This window comes from Thermodesulfovibrio sp. TK500a, from assembly GCF_055381765.1.
Genome location: NZ_AP041606.1, coordinates 302,488 through 323,046, shown reverse-complemented (window position 1 = coordinate 323,046; position 20,559 = coordinate 302,488). Strand labels below are relative to the sequence as shown.

Genomic DNA, 20,559 nt, shown 5'->3' with positions numbered 1-20,559 from the left:
TTTTTAAGTTTTTTGTCTTAAATTTGGATAATTCCTTATATATTCAAGAGCATCCTCTTTAGTTGATAATTTACCGGCTAAAGTGAGGAGTTCAACTCTCTCAAGAAGATGTCCTATAGTTGGAGAAGGTTCCATACCCATATTTATGAGGTCATCTCCTCGTATGAGAGGAGTCTTTTTCTTATTTTTAAGATAAATCTTTTTATAAAAACCCTCCATTTCCCTGTAAAACCACAATCTTGAAGTGGCAAGTGGGTCTGTGCTTACGCTATATATTAAAGCAGGATAAAAAATACTTTCGTATTGTCTTATAAAATTAACTTTATCGAATAGATTTTCTATTTTTCTTAAGCTTTTTTCTGCTTCTATCAGTTTTTCTATGAATCTCTCCTCTCTTTTTGAAGGTTTTATTTGTCTTATCAATTGAGTGGCCTGAAAACCAAATAGAGCAGCAAATTTAAGACAAACCTTAATATAAGGTTGATTTATCTTGAAGTTAGAGAATATATTTTCAGGTTTTCGCAGAATTTCTTCTATTATTGATAGGGCTTTAGTGTTGTATTTAGGTTTAAGAATCTCTGAAAATTTAAAAATTGAATTAAAAATTTCATCTTCCAGCATTAGCTCAACTGTTTTTAGACTAAAATCAGTTGCAAATATTTTCCATATTTCTTCCTTAATCCTTTCTTTTGCTGTAATTCTTAGTAAGGGCGCATTTCTCTTTAGTGCGTCTCTTGTTTTGTTTTCTATATCAAAATTTAAAGTGGCATTAAACCTGTATGCTCTGAGTATTCTGAGGGGGTCTATTTTTAGATTTTCCTCATTGACCATTTTTATCTTCTTTTTCTCTATATCTCTCATGCCGTTGAGAGGGTCTATGATTTTATTAGAGGCTATACTGAAAGCAATGGCATTAATTGTAAAATCCCTTTCCATTAAGTCTGACTCTATTGATTTACCTCTTATTTCAGAAAAATCGATAGTGATATCGTCTTTAACAATTCTGCCTATAGAGAAATGTTCATCTAAGAGGACAAAAGTTCCTCCAATCTTTTTTGAGAATTCTTTTGCAAGTTTTATTGTGTCTCCTTTGATTGCAAAATCAATATCTTTTATCTCTCTTTTTAGGAGTAAATCCCTCAGAGTGCCACCCACTACAAAAGATAATTCGGAGAGATTTTTTTCAGATAAAAAATTAACAACTTCTGTGTAGATATCGTTTTTTAGCAAATCTTCAAACATGCTCTATCTCGAACTTAATATAAATGTCACAGGCCCTTCATTTGTTAAGTTTACCTTCATGAAACTTCTGAAAAGCCCTTCTTTTACATTTATTCCGTAACCTTTAATCTTTTCAATAAAATATCGGTAGAGTTTTTCTGCTTCTTGTGGAGGCATGGCTTTTTCAAAAGAAGGCCTTAAACCTTTTCTGCAATCTCCTGCTAAAGTAAACTCCGATACAATCATTATCTCTCCCTTTATGTCCTTTATGGAAAGATTCATCTTTCCAGCGTCATCTTCAAAAATTCTCATATTAACAATTTTATTTGCAAGATAATCTGCATCTTTACGCTGGTCATTCCTTTCAATTCCAACAAAGACCAGTAGTCCCTTTACTATCTCCGAATATCTTTTCTCGTTTATGTCAACAGATGCATTTGATACTCTCTGAATTAATGCAATCATTTATGTTAATATATCATATTATGCTTGATGAAGTCTCAAAGATACTTGCTGTTGATGATGAGTTCATCAATCTTGAGTTAATAACAGCAATTTTCGCTGATGACCCAAACATAACTGTTCTTACCGCAAGTAACGGAGAAGAAGCTCTTGAAATTCTTAAAACCCACTCGCCCGATGTCATAATCTTAGATTTAAGAATGCCAAAACTAAACGGAATAGAAGTTTTAAAAATTTTAAAATCGGAAGTGTCAACCTCTCAAATTCCAGTTATAGTGCTTTCAGGAGACGACAAAGAGAGGAAGAATGCCCTTAAAATCGGTGCCAATGACTTTCTATCAAAACCATTTGATGCAGAGGAGCTAAAATTAAGAGTTACCAATAATCTTCAAATAAAAAAATATCACGATATAATAAGAGACTTAAATGAAATTTTACAGAAAGAAGTTAGAAGAAAGACAAAAGAACTACAAAGTGCCCTTGATTTAGCCAAAGAAGCAGAATACGAAATGGTAGTTAAACTCGGTATGATTTCCGAGTCTAGAGATGAAGAGACAGGGCAACACATCAGGAGAATGAGCTACTATTCTAAATTGCTTGCACAAATGGCTGGCTTATCTGATTATGAGCAAAATCTTGTATTCTTTGCTTCTCCGCTTCATGACGTAGGAAAGGTTGGTATTCCAGACAGAATTTTAAGAAAACCAGGTCCCCTTACATCTGAGGAGTTTGAAATAATAAAACTTCATACAGTGATAGGTGCTAAAATTCTCGAATCTGACCCGAGATTAAGAACACTCCAGGCAGGTAAAATAATAGCAGAACAACATCATGAAAGATGGGATGGCTCAGGTTATCCCAAAGGACTAAAAGGAGAGGAAATTCACATTTATGCAAGAATTGTGTCAATATGCGATGTATTTGATGCTCTTACTTCAAACAGAGTTTACAGACCAGCTTTTTCAATAGACCAAGCCATAGGTCTGATGAAAAAAGATTCGCCCGTTTTTTTTGACCCTAAACTTTTCTCTCTTTTTATTGACAACTTGGATGCTTTCCTTAAAATTAGAGAAAACTTCAAAGATTAGTTATAAAAAATTTACTGCCCATAAGCATGAAAAAAATGTAAAAATGTTCTATAATAAGAAATAATTTGCCGAGAATTTCAAACTCCTTCAGATTAAAATTAAGCGAGAGTGGCGGAACGGCAGACGCGCTGGACTTAGAATCCAGTGGGGAGACCCGTGAGGGTTCAAATCCCTCCTCTCGCATTGTTTTAAAAAAGATAGCCTATCTTGATTTTTTAATGGGACTTTCTGTAACCTATCTGCGTAAAGAATAAGAATTTTCAATTATTCCTTTAGGGAGGAGTTGCAATGAGAATTCTAATTGTAGATGATGAGGCTATTATAAGGGAATTAATGCTTCAAATAATTGACGAAATAGAGGATTTGGATATCGAAACTCTTGAGGCCGCTGACGGTCTTGAAGGGCTTGAATTGATAAAAAAAGAAAAACCTGACATTGTCTTCCTTGATATAATGATGCCGAAGCTAAACGGATTTGAAATATGTCGAATCCTTCAAAATGAACCTCCTTCGTGGAATATGAAGACTGTAATCCTTACTGCAAAAGGTCAGGAGATTGATAAACAAACAGCAAGAGAGCTTGGTGTTAAATGGTATATTACCAAACCTTTTAAGATTGATGATATAATAAAACTTTTAAAAGAACTGGCTGAGGAGGAGACAAATGTCTCTAAATAAATTTTTTCTTAGTCCTGAAGAAGCCCTAATTGTTGCTGTAGATTTTCAGGAAAAATTAGCAAATGCCATGAAAGATGAAGTTGTTGATAAAATACTCAGCAATGCAACTAAAATTTTTAATCTTACCAAAGTCTTTAATATCCCAGTTATTTTTACGGAACAGTATCCTAAAGGTCTTGGTCAAACTCTGCAGAATATCAAAATTTTCATGGAAGAAGAGCCAATAGAAAAGCTTCACTTTAGCTGCCTGAAAGAAGAAAAATTCATTCAAAAATTTCTCGAAAAAGAACGAAAAAAAATTATTTTAATAGGTATGGAAACTCACGTATGTATCTTGCAGACGGCATTAGATTTTCTGGCAAGAGATTATGTGATTTTTGTTCCCAAAGATGCAGTGTGTAGCCGAAGAAAAGAAGATTGGAAAACAGGGCTTGAACTTATTGGACAGGCTGGAGGAGTAGTTACTTGCACAGAGACCCTAATATTTCAGATTTTAAGAAAAGCAGGCACAGCAGAATTTAAAAAGATGTTAGAGTTTGTTAAATGATAGATTTTCATATTCATAGCGTTTTCAGTGATGGTGAGCTTATTCCTACTGAGATTATCAGAAGGGCTGAGGCTATTGGTTACAGAGCTCTTTCTATAACCGACCATGCAGACCATTCAAATATAGATTTTATTATACCCCGATTGGTAAAAGTTTTAAAGGAAATCCAGCCCTATACGCCGTTAGTTTTAATTCCAGGAATAGAGATTACTCATGTTCCGCCGGAGAGTATTCCGGAGCTTGCAAAAGAGGCAAGAAAGCTCGGAGCAAAGATAGTAGTTGTTCACGGTGAAACTCTTGTAGAACCCGTTAAAGAGGGAACAAACAAAGCAGCCCTTCAGTCAGATATTGATATTCTTGCACATCCAGGCTTGATATCTGAAGAGGAAGTAAAGGAAGCGTCAAAGAGGGGTATCTATCTTGAAATAACAGCTCGAAAGGGACACAGCTTAAGTAATGGACATGTAGCAAGGCTTGCCCAAAAATACTCTGCCAAGTTAGTAATAAATACAGACGCCCATTCTCCGGGAGATTTAATTTCGAAAGATTTTGCCTCTCGGGTATTAAAAGGCGCAGGTCTTTCAGATACGGATATACAAGAGATATTTAGAAATATGGAGGACATTGTAAAGAGGAAAACTGCATGAAACAACATGTTGAACACATGGAAAATTTTAGGGAAAAATTAAATTTACAGAAAAAAAAGCTTATTTTCATATCGGCAGCTGTATTTTTAATAATTTTAATAGTTTTGGGTGTTTACCTTTATACTGTAAAACAACAAACGGATGCTAAGGAACTTGAATCAGAAGCCTACAAGTATTACTTTGGAATTATAAAAAATGTGGACATATCTAAAGAACAGAGATATATGAAGGCTGCACAGCTATTCATGGAAGCCTATAACAAGAGAAGTAACCTCACATATCTTCTCAATGCAGGTTATGCCTATGATATGGCAGGGCAAAAAGACAAGGCTTTAGAGGTTTTAAATAAGGTGGTAGCAAGTAATGATATTAACTTTACTAATCTTGCAATGGTAAGAATAGCGACTATTTATCTGAAACGCAATGAAAAAGCAGAAGCCGTAAAAAAGCTTAATGAGATAGTGAGTGGAAAATCCGAGATTTTAAAAGATTTTGCTTTATATCAACTTGGAAAAATTTATGAGAATGAAAACAAAGAGGAATCTCTCAGATACTATGAAAAGCTTATTAAGGATTTTCCTAAATCGCCTTTTGCCGAGATGGCAAAGAAGTATGTAGATGCAGGTAAAAATAAATAAAAATAATCTATTATTTTCTTGCTTTAACTTTTCTAACTATTTTCTCTTTACTGGAAGTCTTTTTGTTCTGATTATTCTTTGCTATCTTTGAAGATGCTTTGCTGGACTTTCTTGTAATTTTTTTCTCCGAGTATTTATCTTCTTTGGTAAGAACAAATTTATCATGAGGCGGAATCATTATTTTAGTGCCTGGTTTTAAGTTTTTAAATATTTCTGTTCCGTTTAATTCATATATAACTTTGGAAGTCAATTTAGTTTTTTGAACTATTTTTGTGATATTGTCTCCTTTTTGTGTTATATAAGTGTCGTAACTAAATCTCTTTTCAGGAGGAATCTTTTCAAAATTCGATATAAAAATTTCTTTTTTGTCTGCAGGAATTCTTATTTTGTATTCCTTAACATTCATTGGTGTTGACCATCTTTTCAGTTCAGGATTTAACTCCTTTATAGTTTCTAAGTCAGTCTCTGCACATTTCGCTATTAAATCAATATCAGTTGGAGAAGGAATGGTGACTTCTTCATAATTTAGAGGCTCATGTTCTTTAATATTACTAAAACCGAAATTCTCTGGCTGTTTTGCTATTGTTATAGCTGCTATGTATTTAGGAACATAGTTTTGAGTTTCTTTTGGAATATATCTCGTATTTAAGAGAGACCAGTAATCGTTTTCACCTATTTTATTTACTGCTCTGTATATTCTGCCTTCGCCTGCGTTGTAAGCGGCGAGAGCTAATGACCAATCACCAAACATTTTATACAGGTCATTTAAGTAGTTCGCTGCAGCAATAGTTGACTTTATAGGGTCTTTTCTTTCATCTCTCCACCAGTCTACTATCAGGCCGTATCTCTTTGCTGTGCTTTCTATAAACTGCCACGGACCTACTGCTTTAGCAGGAGAACGGGCATTAACATTAAATCCGCTCTCTATTAATGGAAGGTAGACGAGTTCTTCGGGAAGTCCTTTTTCAATTAAGATTTCCTTCATTATCTCTATGTAGCGTCCTGAACGTGATAGCCATAGAGAGAATTTTCCTTTCAGTCTTTCGGAGAAAAGATTTATGTGTTTTTCGATTTTATTTATAAAATTTTCTTTTGTCTCAGGAAGAAGCGTAAAATCTTCACTGCCTGAAAAAATTATCTCCTTTTTCTCATCTTGTTTTAAAGTAATTGCCTTATTCTCTTCTTCTGCATAATTTATTGGGGCATAAAGGAAATTAAGCAACAAAAAGAGTAGGGTAACGAATAATTTTTTCATAACTTATTTTATAACTTAAAAGGGCTTAATTTTGCAACATTACATAATTCTAAGCTTTGGACAGTTTTTGCAAACTGAAGGAGGGGCTGAAGATACATGAACTTTTCTGAATTTTCTATAGTTTTTACTAAACCATATGGACTCCAAACTCTTTTCGTTTATATTTCCAAAATGGATATTTTGCTCACTATTAAAAGGCAGACCTGTGAAAACACAGGGAGAGACAAAGCCAAGAGAATTTATAAATAAGGCATTTGTGGGCTTCTCTGAACATACTTCTCTTCTTTTGAAGGGATGTGGAAGATTGAAAAAGAGAGATAAATTTTTTATTTTAGCCCTCTCGGTTATTTCTTGAGTTATTTTGCTCAGTCTTTTAAAATCCTCTTCATCTTTTGGCATAAGCGATTCTTCTTCTAAAGATTTATCGGGAATAAAATCAAGAAAACTAACAACTATATGTTCGATTCCCCTTGAATGAAAAATTTCCGGTATGTTTTCAAGTTCTTCTAAGTTTGATTTTAAAAGTAGATAAGCAATATGAATATTAGGTTTCTGGCTGTTTTGTTTCAATTTTATCTCGTTTAACTCTTCGACAGTTTTTAAAATTTTTTCAAAATTCGTTCCTTTTCTCAAAGTATCATTTTTATGTATTCCTGTCAGTGAAAAAGCAATTATGTCCATCTGCAAATCTACCATTTTTTCCAAATGTTTCTGTTCTATTAAAGTCCCGTTTGTTGTAGTGCCTACTTTTGTATTGTATTTTTTAGCTATTTCAACAAATGTAAAAAAGTCTGGATTGCAAAAAGGCTCTCCCCATCCCTGAAGATATAGAAGTTCTGTTTTTTTAAGAAAAGGTAAAATTTTATTGAATTCCGATAAAGACAAGTTTCTTCCCTTCCAATTTTTTCTGAACACTGTATGGGGACAGTAAAAACAGGATGCATTACAAAGCCCGGATATTTCAAGTTGAATCCATGAAAGATTAGGCATTAAAAATTTTTTAAGAAGCTGCATTTACGATATTATAAATGATGAGCTCTTATTTTTCATCTCTATATGTGCATGTTCCATTCTGTATGAAGAAATGCAGATATTGTAGTTTTTATTCAGTTAAATGGTCAGAAGAGGTAGAGCAAGTTTTCATTAAATCTATTTTGAGAGAAATAAAGCTCTGCTCAGAATTGCCCCATCTATTTGAGACTGTTTATGTCGGTGGTGGAACGCCTTCAAGTATGAGGCCTAAGACATTAGAGATGCTTTTAAAAAGTTTAGTAACAAATTTTAGATTTGCCAGCGGATTAGAGTTCTCCATAGAAATAAATCCAGCAACAGTTAATTTGGAAAAAATGAATATAATGAGAGACTTCGGTGTAAATAGAATAAGCATAGGCGTTCAGTCATTCAAAGATGAAGAACTGAGTCTTTTAGGCCGAATGCACAGCTCAAAGGCTGCTATAGATACGATAGGACTGGTTATTCGAAGCGGATTTGAAAATATCTCAATTGACCTTATGTATGCCATACCGTTTCAGACTGTTGAAAGTTGGATGAACTCATTGAAAATGGCCACATCTTTGAAAATAAGTCATGTTTCCATTTATGAACTCACTTTAGAGGAAAATACTTTACTTTTCAAAGACCTATACTCTGGTAAAGTTAGCTTGCCTCCTGAAAAGGATATTGTTCAGATGTATCTGAGTGGAACTGAATTTCTTGAATCAAAGGGATTGATAAAATATGAGATTTCAAATTTTGCAAAAAAAGGTTTTGAATGTAGACATAACAATAATTACTGGCAAAGAAAGCCCTATTTGGGAATAGGCCCCTCTGCTCATTCTTTTAACGGAAAAGAGAGATTTCACAATCCATCCGATTTATTAAAATATTCGGCTATTTTAAAATACAACAGCTTAATGCATATAATTGACTACAGGGTTGATGCAAAGGAAAGTTTGAAAGAGAAAGTATTTCTTGGCTTAAGAACAACCGATGGAGTTGTATTAGATAGCGAATGCCTGCTTAATTTCTTCCGTGTTTTTGAAGAAGAAAATTTAGTAAAGATAGTCGGGAAAAGAGTTTTTCTTACTGATAAGGGTATGATGATTTCTAACGAACTCTTTGTTGAGGCACTATTACATATTGAAAATTGTCCTGTCTGTAAACAAGAATAAGAAGGTCTCTACCTACAAAACTTGCTATTATATCCTCAAAAGCCTTAACGTTAGTAACGGCTTTTTTGTTTATCTCCATTATAATATCTCCATTCTTTAAAATGCCCAGTGCTGGACTGTCCTCTTCAATCTTTTTTATGAATATTCCCGTTACAGATTTAGGAAGATTTTTTTTCAAGGATTCAGGGATTTCAGACACTATTAAGCCTCTGATACTTTCCTTTTGAGAGGAAATCATGTTTGAGGTTTTCTCGGGAGGTTCTTCAAGAACTACGGTTATATTTTTCTGCCTTCCATCCTGATTAACTTTTAAATCTATCTTTTCTCCTGAAAATTTGTTAGAAATAACGTCCTTGAGGTCTTTGAGTTCCCTTATTATTATTCCATCTGCTTCAGTTATTACATCACCTCTACTAATCCCCACTTTGTCAGCAGGACCTCCTTCGTAGATATTAGTTATAACAACTCCCTCAGATACATTGAGGATTTTACTTAATTCTTTACTGACTGTTTGCGCTTGAATTCCCAGCCAGCCGGGTTTTTTATTAAGCATCTTTTTTATCTCCGAATAAACCTGCGATATCAATAGAACTTCCGAAAGTGTATCGCTTTTTGTTACGATGCCCAGGGGTTTAAGGTCAAAGGACAAAAGCAGAGAACCCAATGGAAACTTTCCATCTATATTGATTTTATTTGTCTGCTGAACTCCTTTAACCAAGATTACAACCGGTTGCTCAAATATTGTAAGTAAAAGGAATACTTCCTCTTCTTTTGAGGGAAGGTAGAAGTTTAGGTCTGGAAGTTCATTGTTTAGTTTTACTATGGATAGATTTAATTTTGAATCTAAGGCAAGGATAATGTTTTTATTGTCTTCTATGGCAGAAGCAGGCACAAGAGCCTGATTTTTATTTATTGGAATGGCAATACCTTTTTGTAAAGGTATCAGATATCTTGAGTATTCTCTGTTTATTTCATCAAGTTTCAGCTTCATGGCTGCTGAATTGGTGTTGTCGCAGAAAGATGGCGAGGCTATTAAAAAGGGAGAGACTATCGATAGAAGGAATATTACAATTTTGGTATAACTTTTATCTGTAAACATCTTTTTGTATTATCACTAATTTTAAATCTGTCGTCAAGTCTGTATCCTGCGATAAGAATAATCTCTCCATTGCTTTCAATAATGGGGATTAAATCTCTGTCTTCTCTTGGAATTTTCTCGTCCACATAGAAATCCTGAATTTTTTTTCTTTTCCCAAATCCAAATGGATAAAAATAGTCTCCTTCTTTTCTGCTCCTTATAAGAAGAGGGAATTTTATTTTTTCAGCATCTACAACTACAGTATTTTTTCCATCTCCAAAATAATTTATTTCGTCTCTTTTGAATTCCTTTATGCTTATCAATAGAGAAGCTTCGGAGATGAAAACATCTTTAGGCTCATTCACCATGTATGTGGAAAGTTTTTTTGGTTTTTCTGCTGTGATTATTAGAGTAGAATAACCTTTTATAGCTCTTATTCCTTTTGGTAAGTATACTCTGTCTCCGGCTTTGCCTCTCTTTATAAGTTCAATTATGGCTTCAATATGGTCGAAATCTATGCCTCTGAGGCCTTTAACACTGTCTATGGCAACTCTTAATGCCCTTCTTAGAATTACGATATTTAATATTTCCATGGGATTACAGAAAAGTTCCACCCTCTCATCAGTCTTTCTGCTCATAAGTCTCATTAGTGCTTTAGTTACAGAAGTGTTAATAAAGTCATTCTCTTGCTGCATTATCTCTGCTGTTCTTACAATTGCTCTTGTTGCTGATGGAGATATGGATTTAATTACTGGCATTAAATTTTGTCTAATCTTGTTTCGTAGATATTTTGTATTTTTATTAGAAGAATCAATCAGATAAGTTATCTGTCTTTCACTTAAAAAGGCTTCGATTTCGCTTCTCTCGATTTCAATTAGAGGACGAATTAATTTTTTTCTAACAGGAGGTATTCCGCCTAAGCCAGCGGGTCCGGCTCCTCTGAGAAGTCTCATTATTACAGTTTCTGCTTGGTCATCGGCGTTATGGGCAACAGCAATTTTATGGGCTTTAATATTAAGGCTAATATGGTCAAGAGCCTCATATCTTAGAATTCTTGCTGCTTCTTGGATATTTATTTTCTCAATTTCAGCAAGGGCTCTAACATTTATTTCTTTAGTGTGAAAGTTAATATTTAAATCATCGCAGAGTCTCTGGCAAAATTGAATTTCTCCTGGAATTTCGTCTGGTCTTAGTCCATGATTTATGTATGCCGCAGAGATTTTTAATTTGAATTTTAAGCTAAGCTCTTTAAGAACATTCAAGAGACACACAGAGTCAGGACCTCCCGAAAGTCCTACCAGTATATGATCTCCTTGTGAAATCATGTTATACTTTTTAACGGTTTTTTCAACTTTTTCAAGCAAACTCATAATTTATAATTTTAACAGATTTGAACGGCTTTTTTTTCTAAGTTATGCCTTGACAAGGAGATAAATTATTTTTAATCATAAATTATTATGCTTCCCACGCTAAAAGATTTCAGCCGAAGTAAGCCTAATATTATCTTCAAAGATAATGATATCATGAAGAGACTTTCTATTCTTTCTATGTCTGCAAGATATGATAACTCCTGTAGTAGTTCTGGAGGAAAAAGAGAGACCCATCCTTATGGTCTTGGTAATTCTCACTTAAGCGGTATATGTCACAGTTGGGCTTCCGATGGACGATGTGTATCCCTTTTAAAAATTCTGATGACTAACATTTGCATAAATGACTGTAAATACTGCATAAACCGCATAAAAAATGATGTGCCCAGAGCGATTTTATCTCCGCAAGAGATAGCAACTTTGACAGTTGAATTTTACAGAAGAAACTATATTGAAGGATTATTTCTGAGTTCGGGAATTGTTCGTAACCCAGATTATACTATGGAATTGATGCTTAACGCTTTACGGATATTGAGATTTAAAAACTATTTCAATGGTTATATTCATCTGAAAATCATTCCAGGAGCATCAGGGGAATTAGTTGAAGAAGCTTATAAACTGGCTGATAGAGTTAGTTCAAATCTTGAACTACCAACAGAAGACAGTCTCAGAATGCTTGCGCCAGATAAGAATTTTAAAGAACTATACAGTCCTTTGCAGCTAATCAGGGATTTACACAATGAGAGAAAACAGAAAGCTTCTGCTTCAACGCAGTTAATAATAGGAGCAACACCAGATACTGATAAAACCATTCTTTCCCTATCAGACAGTCTTTATAAGAAAAAAATGGTAAGGAGAGTCTATTATTCCGCTTATATTCCCGTAAACAAAGATTCGGAATTGCCTGTCATAAAAGAACCTCCTTTTTTGAGAGAACACAGACTCTATCAAGCAGATTGGTTGCTTAGATTTTACGGATTTGTTATTGATGAAATATTTGAGGAAGGTGACAATATCTCACTTGTTGCAGACCCAAAACTTCAATGGGCATTAAGACATCTGGATTTTTTCCCAGTCGAAATAACAAAGGCGGACTATTATGAGCTTCTAAGAATTCCTGGGATAGGGCCAATTTCAGCCAGAAAAATAATAAAGGCAAGGAAATATGGGGAGATAACAGAAGAATTTTTGAAAAAATTGGGTGTACCTCTAAAGAGAGCTAAGTATTTCCTCACTATAAAAGGTAAGCCAATAGTGAAAGTTTCGAAAACCGAATCTCGATATCTCGAGGAGAGAAATCTTTCTCTTTTCAACTAAAACCATGCAAACAATCTATTATGATGGCACTTTAGAAGGCTTTTTGACCCTTCTTTACAGATATGTTCATCAACAAATTCCTTTCGACGGAATAATTATAAAAAACAGCAGACTCCACTCTTCAGAGTTAGACCTTTTCTCGTTTCAGATATATACAGAGATTGAGACTGCAAAAAAATATTATAAGTATTTAAGCTCGAAATTGCCTAAAGAGATTTTTAGAAAAATATATCTTTATTATCTCTGTGATTCTGCAAAAATCGAGGATGCTTTAATAAGAGTTTTAAGGCAAAGCTATGAAAATCCTTCAATCTGGTATACTCTGGACTCGGATATTGTCAAACTAAATAATGCCGAGAGGATGTTCAGAAGAGAGAAGCATCGATGGTTAGGTTTTTTAAGATTTACCGAACTTCCCGATAAAGTTCTTTTTGCAAAATTTGAGCCTAAATTTAACGTTCTTCCAAAGTTGTGGTTACATTTTGTAAAAAGACTGCCCAATGAGAAAATTATAATCTTTGATTCTCTGAGAAAGCTGCTGTTCGCTAATTCGGGGAAGTATAGGAGACTCCTCTGGGCAGATGGTTTTGAAGTTGATATTTCCTCTGAAATCGATTCTTTCATAAATCTCTGGCAGCGATACTTTAAGGATATTGCCATACCGGAGAGGCTAAGTTATGAAAGACAGAGAAATAGGTTGCCTTTAAGGTTTAGGAGATTTCTTTCGGAATTTACGTAAAAAACTTTTAATCAAAAAACTGTCTCTAATATTAACCTTGAAAGGACAGAGAGAAATACAGCAACTGTTATTGTTAGAATGGTAACGAGCATGGCCTTTTTAATACCTATTTCCCTTATTAGAACGCCCAGAGTTCCTATGCAGGGCAGATAAAATATCGTAAAAATAGTGAAAACAATTATCTGAGTCTTTGTCATTAGTTGACCTATATTAGTCGTATCCAGCGCTTGAAATAGCATTATCATTGAAAGTTCTTTTCTTAATATTCCAAAAATGAGAGTTATACCCGTTTGTTCGGGAAGCCCTAAAATCCAGCTCACTAATGGCTTAAAAATCTGATTTAGAACACTGTCAAGATTTAGAAATTCAAGAAAACTTAGTATGATACTGCTTAAAACAAGAAGTGGCCAAGCAACTACTGTAAAATCTTTTAATCTTAACCATGTTTTCATAAAAACATTTTTTAGGGTCGGAATTCGAAGAGGTGGAATTTCCATAATTAATCCAGGGGTGATTTCTGGAATAAAGCGAGTAAGTATAGCTCCCATCGTCATGATTACTAAAAGATTGAGGATATACAGTCCTGCTGCAGCAATTCCGCCAATAAATGCTCCTACAAGCCCAAATATAACGGTAGTTCTTGCGGCACAGGGGATAAAAACAGAAAGAGCGGCTGTTATAAATCTGTCCCTGGGAGATTCGAGTATTCTCGTAGCCATTACTCCCGGAACATTGCATCCATAAGATATTATGAAAGGAAGGACACTTTTTCCGTGAAGCCCTATTCTGTGCATTATAGTATCCATTAAAAATGCCATTCTTGGTAGATATCCAACATCTTCAAGAATGGTAAGACCAATAAAAAAAGGTATTAAATAAGGGATTGCAACACCAAGTCCACCAGCAAATCCTTCGAGTAAGCCTTTAATAATATAGAAAGTCAGAGTATTTTCGCTAATATATTCGGGTAATCTCTTGATTAGTGAATCAAAGATATGGACGAGAGGTTCTTCTAAAAGTTTTCCCACTTCAAAAACCAGGAAAAATATTCCAAATAAAATAGAAAAGAGAAGGGGATAGCCGAGAAATCTGTTTGTAAGAAGGTCATCTAATTTTTCTCTTGCCGATTTTATAGGTTCACCAACCTTTGTGACCTCTTCAAAAATATTCATTGTTAAAGCATGTCTCTCAGAGGATATGACTGTATCAGCGTGTCTTCCGTGAGAACTTTTTATTTCGTCCCGGATTTCATTAATTTTTAATATAAGCTCCTTGTAATCTCTCAAGTCCTCAAAAAGTTCGGCATCGCCTTCTAACAACTTTATCGCTATATAGCGTCTTGGAATATTGGGTAGTAACTTTGAGGGAATTATTTTTTCTATTTCTTCGATTTTTTCCTCTATGTCTTTATGGAAATGTTGAATTTTCGGAATTTTATTCTTATAAAAAGCCTCTTTTGCAGATGTGAATATTTTACTGAGACCTATTCCTTTATTAGCAATAGTTTCAATAACTGGTACGTCAAAGACTTCGGAGAGCTTTTTGAGATTTATCTCAAGGCCTTTTCTCTTGGCTTCATCAATCATATTTAGACAGATAACCATTGGAACTTGTAGTTCTGCCAGTTGAATCGTTAACTCTAAGCTTCTTGATAGAGTGGAGGCATCAATAACGTTTATTACTACATCTGCTTTGCCCGATAGGATGAATTTTCTTGATTCAAGTTCTGCTTTATCTATTGCCGTAAGAGAGTAGATACCGGGTAGATCAACAATTTCAAAGGTCTCTTCGCCTACTGTTACATTACTTACAGTGTAGTGAACAGTTTGTCCGGGGAAATTAGCTGTTACTGTTTTGTATCCTGCAAGTCCATTAAAAATGGTGCTTTTTCCAGCATTGGGCTGCCCTATAAAGGCAATCTTCATTCTATTTCCTCAACCTCTATTTTAGAGGCAATTCCCTTTCCTAATGCAATATCATAACCATTTATCTCCAGAAGAACAGGACCGCCCAAGAAAGAGCTTTTCTTTAGAGTCACCACATCTCCAATATGGATGCCGAGACATTGAAGATGTTGTCTAATTCCCTTTCCTCCAGAAATTTTTAATATCTTAACTTTCTTACCGTTTTCTATATTAATTAGAGTTTTCATTTAATCCTCAATTTTATTAAATTATTGTTAATAATAAAACTTTTAGTCGATATCTTGCAACTTGATAGCTTCGGTTTCGTTGAATTTTATATCTCTCAAGAGCTATTGAAAATTGATATATTTCCACGTTTAATGGTAAATTAATATTATTAACCCTCTAAAGAATTTTTTATAAAAACTGAGCAGAGGAGGTGTGTAAAATGCACACATTGAAGACAATAGTTTTAATGGTTTTTCTTTCTGTATTTTTCATTTTTGTGGGTTCTGTAGTAGGTGGCAAGCAAGGGGCTACCATTGCACTCTTTATGGCTTTGGCGATGAATTTTTTTGCTTATTTCTTTAGCCATAAGATTGTTCTCTCCATGTATGGAGCAAGAGAAGTTACAGAATCTGAAGCTCCGGAGCTATATGGAATAGTAAGAAGACTTGCCCATAAAGCCGGTCTACCTATGCCAAAAGTATATATCATTGATTCGGAACAGCCTAATGCTTTTGCTACAGGTAGGTCTCCTAAACACGGCGTAGTAGCGGTAACAACGGGTATAATGAGGATTCTTTCAAGGGAAGAGCTTGAAGGAGTAATAGGACATGAACTTGCTCATATCAAACATAGAGATATACTAATAAGCACTATTGCTGCAACAATCGCAGGTGCCGTATCATATCTCGCTCAGATGGCAATGTGGGCAAACATCTTTGGAAGACATGACGATGACGAAGGTGGACATCCAATAGTTGCCCTTCTTATGATGATAATTGCTCCAATAATTGCTATGATTATTCAACTTGCCATAAGCAGATCAAGAGAGTATGCGGCTGATGAAGAAGGTGCTGAAATAGCTGGAAATCCTCTCTATCTTGCTAATGCGCTGAAAAAGCTACACTATGCCTCTCAGGCAATACCAATGGATGCAAATCCAGGAACAGCCCATTTGTTCATTGTAAATCCTCTTTCAGGAAAGACAATTATGAAACTTTTAAGCACCCATCCGCCTATTGAAGAAAGAATTGAAAGATTAGAATCAATGGTAAGAGGAGGAAGATACTAATGGCAAAAGTTTTGATTTTAATGGGAAGTGACAGCGACTTTGATACAATGAAAAAAGCTGCAAAAGTTTTAAAAGAGATGGGCATTCCTTTTGAGCTTGATGTATGCTCAGCCCATAGAACACCAGATAGAGCAAAAAAATATGCAGAAGAGGCTGAGGCAAGAGGTATTGAGGTAATAATAGCCGCTGCTGGTATGGCAGCACATCTTGCAGGATTTATAGCTGCCCATACAACTTTACCTGTTATTGGAGTTCCTGTAGCAAGCGGAGCTCTAAATGGCTTTGATTCTTTACTTTCAACAGTTCAGATGCCACCTGGCATACCTGTTGCAACAGTTGCTATAAATGGAGCGGAAAATGCAGGCTGGCTTGCCTGCCAGATATTGTCTTTGAAATATCCCGATGTAAAAGAAAAAGTTAAACAAAAAAGAAAAGAGATGTACAATAAAGTGCTTGAAAAATCTGAAAAAATTAAGAAAGAACTTGATTGACAACTATTTAATTGTCTGAGTTTGATTTTGCTGCATTATATTGACTTTTGATGCTTGCTGTTCCTTTTCAAACATTAATATTATGCTGATTCTTCTGTTTCTTGGGTCTCGAGGATTATCTTGAATAAGGGGCATGGTATCGGCGTAACCTACAACTCTTGCGATTTTACGAGGGTCTACACCGTTTTGTTCAAGCTCTCTTCGAGCTGATGAGGCTCTATCGGTTGAAAGTTCCCAGTTTGTTATTTTACCTCTTTTATAAGGCACTGAGTCAGTGTGTCCTTCAACAGCAACTTTTGCGTTTTCTTCCTTTATGTTTTCCGCTACGACTTTTAAAATCTCCTTTGCTTTTTTAGTTGGTTCTGCAGAGCCAGATGGAAACATGGACTCACCTTCTAAGTCTATAATCTGAATTCTTACTCCGCCTTCTACTGTGTCTATCATAATGTGATCCTTTAATTCTTTTAGTTTTTCTTCAATGATTTTTTTCATTTGTTCTTTGAATTTTTCAGAAGCTGTCTCCGTAGGTGTAATATCCTGAACAGATGATTTTACTTCCATCTGAATTGTCGTTGACTGCTCAAGAAAGGATTTTCCCGATTGAAATAGATTGAAATATCTGAAGTAGTCGGCAACAGCTGCTCTTTTTACAGGGTCAAGCATCGAAAGAAGCCATAGAAGCAAGAAAAAAGCCATCATTGCCGTGACAAAGTCAGCATAGGCAACTTTCCAGCTTCCGCCATGATGTTCACCATGACCTTTTTTGATTTTCTTTACTATTATTGTTGTTTTTGGTTTATCTGCCACTCTTAAGTGCCCTTATTTCTTCTTCAAGTTCATGGAAAGTGGGTCTTACATTGGCTGGAATGCTTCGTCTTGCAAATTCAACGGCTATTTGCGGAGCAGCACCACCTACAAAGGAGATTAAAGCGGATTTCAATGTTTGTAAATATTCTCTCTCCTGATTAATAGAAGCTTCCATTCTTCTTGCCAGTGGTCCTACGAATCCGTAACAAAGGAGAACTCCCATGAATGTTCCGACTAAAGCTGCTCCTACAGAATGTCCAATAACCTCTGGAGGCTCTTTCATTTTTCCCATTGTTAAAACAACGCCTAAAACTGCAGCAACAATACCGAGACCAGGAAGACTATCGGCCATATTTGATAGATTTTTAGCAGGAGCAGATTCCATCTCGTGAAGAGTTTCAAGCTCATTGTCTAGAATGCTCTCGAGTTCATATGGTGAGACAGTTGTTGTCATGACAGTCCTTAATGTATCGGTCAATAAATGAAGGGCATGATGATTTTTCATGAACTTAGGATATTTAGAGAAAATCGAGCTGTTTTCAGGGTCTTCAACATCCTGTTCAATTGAAATAAGCCCTTCTTTTCTTATTTTTGTAAATAGTTCGGCAAGTAAAAGAAGAACGTCGAGATAATCCTGTTTGGAATAATTTTTACCTCCTGTGAGCACCGATAATGTACCCTTGACAACACCGACAACTACATTGGGAGGAGCTGCAATTATTAGAGCTCCTATAGCTGCTCCAAAGATTATAACTACTTCGGCAGGTTGAAATAATACAGAGAGATTACCGTGCTCCATTATATATCCACCGACCACGGCTCCAAGAACCACTACACAACCTATTATTGCAGTCATTTTATCTCCCTCTTTTGTCTGAGAATCTGTCTCTGTCTATGAAATACAAATCTAATTATATGATCTCTGATGTCTTCATCGATATTTATAAATTTTAAAGCCACTCTGAATTTATCCTTATCTTTCAACTTTTCACACTTTACAACTTCACCGTATAAGTATAAAGCAATGGAAGAAGGACTCTCAAGAACAGTTTTTAGCTCAAGAACTTTCCCTTCTTCGTAACATACATCGGAATTGAAACTCATTCCGCCACCGCTTATGTTAACTTCATAAATGGGGAGACATGAGAAACCCTCTTGGTGAAAACTCCAGAGATTTATTAAATAGTCAAGCTTTGAGTTTATTATTTTTAACCATTCCGCCAGCGCTCGGTCTGTTGGTTCTTCAGCAGGCACATTTCCAAAGGTCATGTCACCTGCTATTCTCGCCTTTCTCATATCCTTCTCATCTTCCCCTATTACGGTGATTCCTAAAGGAATTGTTGCGTCTACTCTTGAGTACTCTCTCATTATCCTATACCTCTCCTCGCTCATATTTTTGATTATAATTATCTCTGTATTATAAGTTCAACTCTTCTGTTTTTTGCTCTTCCTTCCTCCGTATCATTCGGTGCAATCGGCCGGTATTCGCCGTAGCCAGCAATGGTAAATCTATCCGGAGAAAGTCCTTGCTCAAGGAGAAAATGAAGTACCGACGATGCTCTTGCTGAAGAGAGCTCCCAATTTGATTTATAAAGTGAATTTGGAGAAACAGGCAGACTGTCTGTGTGTCCCTCTATTATTATTTTCCCTGGTATCTCTTTGAATTTTTCGGATATTTTTACCAACGTTTGTTTTGCCTCTGGTCTTATTTCAGCAGAACCAAGATTAAAGAGCAAAGAATCAGGTAATGAAATTACAATACCTCTGGCGTCGGATTTAATTGTGACACCTGATATGTCATTTAGGATTTTTTTCAAATCTTCAATTACTGCTTTGTTTCTGTCTTCTTCAAATGATATTGGTTCATCTATTACTTTGAAGACTTTTCGTAGTGAAGTAGTCATTTTTTCTGCTTTTATTAAGTCTAAATTTGACAAAGCATATAGGGCTACAAAAAAAGTAAAAAGTAATGTAAGAAAGTCGGAGTAAGAAATTAGCCATCTGTGAATATTTTCATCGTGGTCGTTTTTATTATTTTTCTTTCTTGTTATCATATTCTCTCTCTTTGTCTGTCTTTAATGAATGCCTCAAGTTTCGCTCTTAAAAAATACGGATTAACCCCTGCTTCTATGCCAAGAATCCCTTCAATAATTAGTTCCATAAGAAGAATTTCTTCTTCCATTTTATTTATAATCCTTTTTGATACAGGAATAAATATGAGATTGGCAGAGCCAACACCGTAGATTGTGGCCACGAAAGCTGTTGCTATACCAATACCGATTTTTGAGGGTTCAGCAACGTTTTTAAGAACATGTATTAGACCCAAAATGGCACCAATTATTCCTATTGTGGGTGCATAACCTCCTGCAGAGTCATAAACTTTAGCAGCTCTTCTCAGTATATCCTCATAGGCGTAAACTTCCTGATATAAGGCTTCTTTTATTATAGCCGGAGAAATTCCGTCTATTATGTAATTAATACCTCTTCTCAGCAAAGGGTCTTGTATTTTTGGTAACTCTTCCTGCAAGGCTAAAATTCCCTTTCTTCGTGCTATTACAAGAAGGTCAAGTATTGTTTCAACGGTTTCGTCTATATTAACTTTTCTTTTTAGAAATGCGAATTTAAGGCATAAAAATGCATAAATTAAATCTTTTGTAGTAAAACTTAAAAGAACAGCTCCTATGGTTCCACCGAAGACTATTATGGCAGCTGCCAATTGGATTAGATGGGCGGTTGTGCCACCTTCTGCAATGTTGCCGGCTACAACTGCTCCTAAACCAATCAAGATGCCTATTATGGCAATCAGGTCCATACTTTCACAATAATATAAAATATTTAAATAATTTTCAAGG

Annotated in this window: 23 protein-coding genes and 1 tRNA gene; 11 read left to right on the top strand and 13 right to left on the bottom strand. The window is 35.2% G+C overall.

Annotation, left to right across the window (positions count from 1 at the left end):
- Nucleotides 1-3 precede the first annotated feature (3 nt).
- Entirely contained in the window at nt 4-1,242 is a 1,239-nt protein-coding gene (locus ACZ430_RS01680) for a tRNA nucleotidyltransferase/poly(A) polymerase family protein (protein WP_297214146.1), read from the bottom strand.
- 3 nt (nt 1,243-1,245) lie between these two features.
- The gene (gene dtd, locus ACZ430_RS01675; protein WP_297214143.1) at nt 1,246-1,686 is read right to left on the bottom strand and encodes a D-aminoacyl-tRNA deacylase; all 441 of its coding nucleotides are present in this window, start codon (nt 1,684-1,686) and stop codon (nt 1,246-1,248) included.
- Between the two features lie 2 nt (nt 1,687-1,688).
- Here dtd and ACZ430_RS01670 point away from each other — a divergent pair, with 2 nt between their 5' ends.
- The 6 genes from ACZ430_RS01670 (at nt 1,689) to ACZ430_RS01645 (ending at nt 5,281) form a co-directional block, all read left to right on the top strand.
- Nucleotides 1,689-2,771 carry an HD domain-containing phosphohydrolase gene (locus ACZ430_RS01670; RefSeq protein ID WP_464910632.1) on the top strand — a complete coding sequence of 361 codons (1,083 nt, stop codon included), beginning with the start codon at nt 1,689-1,691 and terminating at the stop codon, nt 2,769-2,771.
- Nucleotides 2,772-2,873: 102 nt separating this feature from the next.
- Nucleotides 2,874-2,954: transfer RNA gene (locus ACZ430_RS01665), tRNA-Leu, on the top strand.
- 105 nt (nt 2,955-3,059) lie between these two features.
- The gene (locus tag ACZ430_RS01660) at nt 3,060-3,449 is read left to right on the top strand and encodes a response regulator (RefSeq protein ID WP_339942984.1); all 390 of its coding nucleotides are present in this window, start codon (nt 3,060-3,062) and stop codon (nt 3,447-3,449) included.
- Nucleotides 3,436-3,996 (top strand): isochorismatase family protein, encoded by a 561-nt coding sequence (locus ACZ430_RS01655; RefSeq protein ID WP_464910631.1) that lies wholly within the window; start codon nt 3,436-3,438, stop codon nt 3,994-3,996. Before ACZ430_RS01660 ends, ACZ430_RS01655 begins: the two co-directional genes overlap by 14 nt.
- Complete coding sequence (locus ACZ430_RS01650) at nt 3,993-4,643, top strand: histidinol phosphate phosphatase domain-containing protein (protein ID WP_464910630.1); 651 nt, start codon at nt 3,993-3,995, stop codon at nt 4,641-4,643. The genes ACZ430_RS01655 and ACZ430_RS01650 overlap by 4 nt, the downstream gene beginning before the upstream one ends.
- Nucleotides 4,640-5,281 carry a tetratricopeptide repeat protein gene (locus ACZ430_RS01645; protein ID WP_297214128.1) on the top strand — a complete coding sequence of 214 codons (642 nt, stop codon included), beginning with the start codon at nt 4,640-4,642 and terminating at the stop codon, nt 5,279-5,281. Before ACZ430_RS01650 ends, ACZ430_RS01645 begins: the two co-directional genes overlap by 4 nt.
- Nucleotides 5,282-5,291: 10 nt before the next feature.
- Here ACZ430_RS01645 and ACZ430_RS01640 read toward each other — a convergent pair whose 3' ends face one another.
- Together ACZ430_RS01640 and ACZ430_RS01635 are read right to left on the bottom strand one after the other, a co-directional pair.
- Complete coding sequence (locus tag ACZ430_RS01640) at nt 5,292-6,536, bottom strand: lytic transglycosylase domain-containing protein (RefSeq protein ID WP_297214125.1); 1,245 nt, start codon at nt 6,534-6,536, stop codon at nt 5,292-5,294.
- A gap of 39 nt (nt 6,537-6,575) precedes the next feature.
- On the bottom strand, nt 6,576-7,550 hold the full coding sequence (locus ACZ430_RS01635; RefSeq protein ID WP_297214122.1) for a radical SAM protein: 975 nt from the start codon (nt 7,548-7,550) through the stop codon (nt 6,576-6,578).
- A 14-nt stretch (nt 7,551-7,564) separates the two neighbouring features.
- On the opposite strand from ACZ430_RS01635, the gene hemW reads away from it, so the two are divergent.
- Nucleotides 7,565-8,707: a radical SAM family heme chaperone HemW gene (hemW, locus tag ACZ430_RS01630; RefSeq protein ID WP_366934823.1), complete on the top strand. Its 1,143-nt coding sequence runs from the start codon at nt 7,565-7,567 to the stop codon at nt 8,705-8,707.
- Here hemW and ACZ430_RS01625 read toward each other — a convergent pair.
- A complete protein-coding gene (locus ACZ430_RS01625) occupies nt 8,643-9,806 on the bottom strand; it encodes a PDZ domain-containing protein (RefSeq protein WP_297214117.1) in 1,164 nt (387 codons plus the stop codon). The two genes, hemW and ACZ430_RS01625, sit on opposite strands and share 65 nt — an antisense overlap.
- On the bottom strand, nt 9,773-11,155 hold the full coding sequence (gene tilS / locus ACZ430_RS01620) for a tRNA lysidine(34) synthetase TilS (RefSeq protein WP_297214115.1): 1,383 nt from the start codon (nt 11,153-11,155) through the stop codon (nt 9,773-9,775). Before tilS ends, ACZ430_RS01625 begins: the two co-directional genes overlap by 34 nt.
- 87 nt (nt 11,156-11,242) lie before the next feature.
- On the opposite strand from tilS, the gene ACZ430_RS01615 reads away from it, so the two are divergent.
- Complete coding sequence (locus ACZ430_RS01615; RefSeq protein WP_297214112.1) at nt 11,243-12,469, top strand: putative DNA modification/repair radical SAM protein; 1,227 nt, start codon at nt 11,243-11,245, stop codon at nt 12,467-12,469.
- 4 nt (nt 12,470-12,473) lie between these two features.
- Nucleotides 12,474-13,208, top strand: coding sequence for a TIGR03915 family putative DNA repair protein (locus tag ACZ430_RS01610; RefSeq protein ID WP_297214109.1), 735 nt, complete (start codon nt 12,474-12,476; stop codon nt 13,206-13,208).
- A gap of 11 nt (nt 13,209-13,219) precedes the next feature.
- Here the strand turns inward: ACZ430_RS01610 and feoB are convergent, their stop codons facing one another.
- The gene (feoB, locus tag ACZ430_RS01605; RefSeq protein WP_297214106.1) at nt 13,220-15,133 is read right to left on the bottom strand and encodes a ferrous iron transport protein B; all 1,914 of its coding nucleotides are present in this window, start codon (nt 15,131-15,133) and stop codon (nt 13,220-13,222) included.
- Complete coding sequence (locus ACZ430_RS01600; RefSeq protein WP_297214102.1) at nt 15,130-15,360, bottom strand: FeoA family protein; 231 nt, start codon at nt 15,358-15,360, stop codon at nt 15,130-15,132. The genes feoB and ACZ430_RS01600 overlap by 4 nt, the downstream gene beginning before the upstream one ends.
- Nucleotides 15,361-15,560: 200 nt before the next feature.
- On the opposite strand from ACZ430_RS01600, the gene htpX reads away from it, so the two are divergent.
- Both htpX and purE read left to right on the top strand, forming a co-directional pair.
- A complete protein-coding gene (htpX, locus tag ACZ430_RS01595; protein ID WP_297214099.1) occupies nt 15,561-16,409 on the top strand; it encodes a zinc metalloprotease HtpX in 849 nt (282 codons plus the stop codon).
- Entirely contained in the window at nt 16,409-16,900 is a 492-nt protein-coding gene (gene purE, locus ACZ430_RS01590; RefSeq protein ID WP_297214095.1) for a 5-(carboxyamino)imidazole ribonucleotide mutase, read from the top strand. The genes htpX and purE overlap by 1 nt, the downstream gene beginning before the upstream one ends.
- A gap of 3 nt (nt 16,901-16,903) precedes the next feature.
- Here purE and ACZ430_RS01585 read toward each other — a convergent pair whose 3' ends face one another.
- Genes ACZ430_RS01585 through ACZ430_RS01565 form a run of 5 tightly spaced genes read right to left on the bottom strand, consistent with a single transcriptional unit; the run spans nt 16,904 to nt 20,519 of the window.
- Nucleotides 16,904-17,707 (bottom strand): flagellar motor protein MotB, encoded by an 804-nt coding sequence (locus ACZ430_RS01585; protein WP_297214092.1) that lies wholly within the window; start codon nt 17,705-17,707, stop codon nt 16,904-16,906.
- A complete protein-coding gene (motA, locus tag ACZ430_RS01580) occupies nt 17,697-18,563 on the bottom strand; it encodes a flagellar motor stator protein MotA (protein WP_297214089.1) in 867 nt (288 codons plus the stop codon). The genes ACZ430_RS01585 and motA overlap by 11 nt, the downstream gene beginning before the upstream one ends.
- A complete protein-coding gene (locus ACZ430_RS01575) occupies nt 18,560-19,075 on the bottom strand; it encodes a PilZ domain-containing protein (protein ID WP_297214086.1) in 516 nt (171 codons plus the stop codon). The genes motA and ACZ430_RS01575 overlap by 4 nt, the downstream gene beginning before the upstream one ends.
- Nucleotides 19,076-19,113: 38 nt before the next feature.
- The gene (locus tag ACZ430_RS01570; protein WP_297214083.1) at nt 19,114-19,761 is read right to left on the bottom strand and encodes an OmpA/MotB family protein; all 648 of its coding nucleotides are present in this window, start codon (nt 19,759-19,761) and stop codon (nt 19,114-19,116) included.
- The gene (locus ACZ430_RS01565) at nt 19,758-20,519 is read right to left on the bottom strand and encodes a flagellar motor protein (RefSeq protein WP_297214080.1); all 762 of its coding nucleotides are present in this window, start codon (nt 20,517-20,519) and stop codon (nt 19,758-19,760) included. Before ACZ430_RS01565 ends, ACZ430_RS01570 begins: the two co-directional genes overlap by 4 nt.
- Between the last annotated feature and the right edge of the window lie 40 nt (nt 20,520-20,559).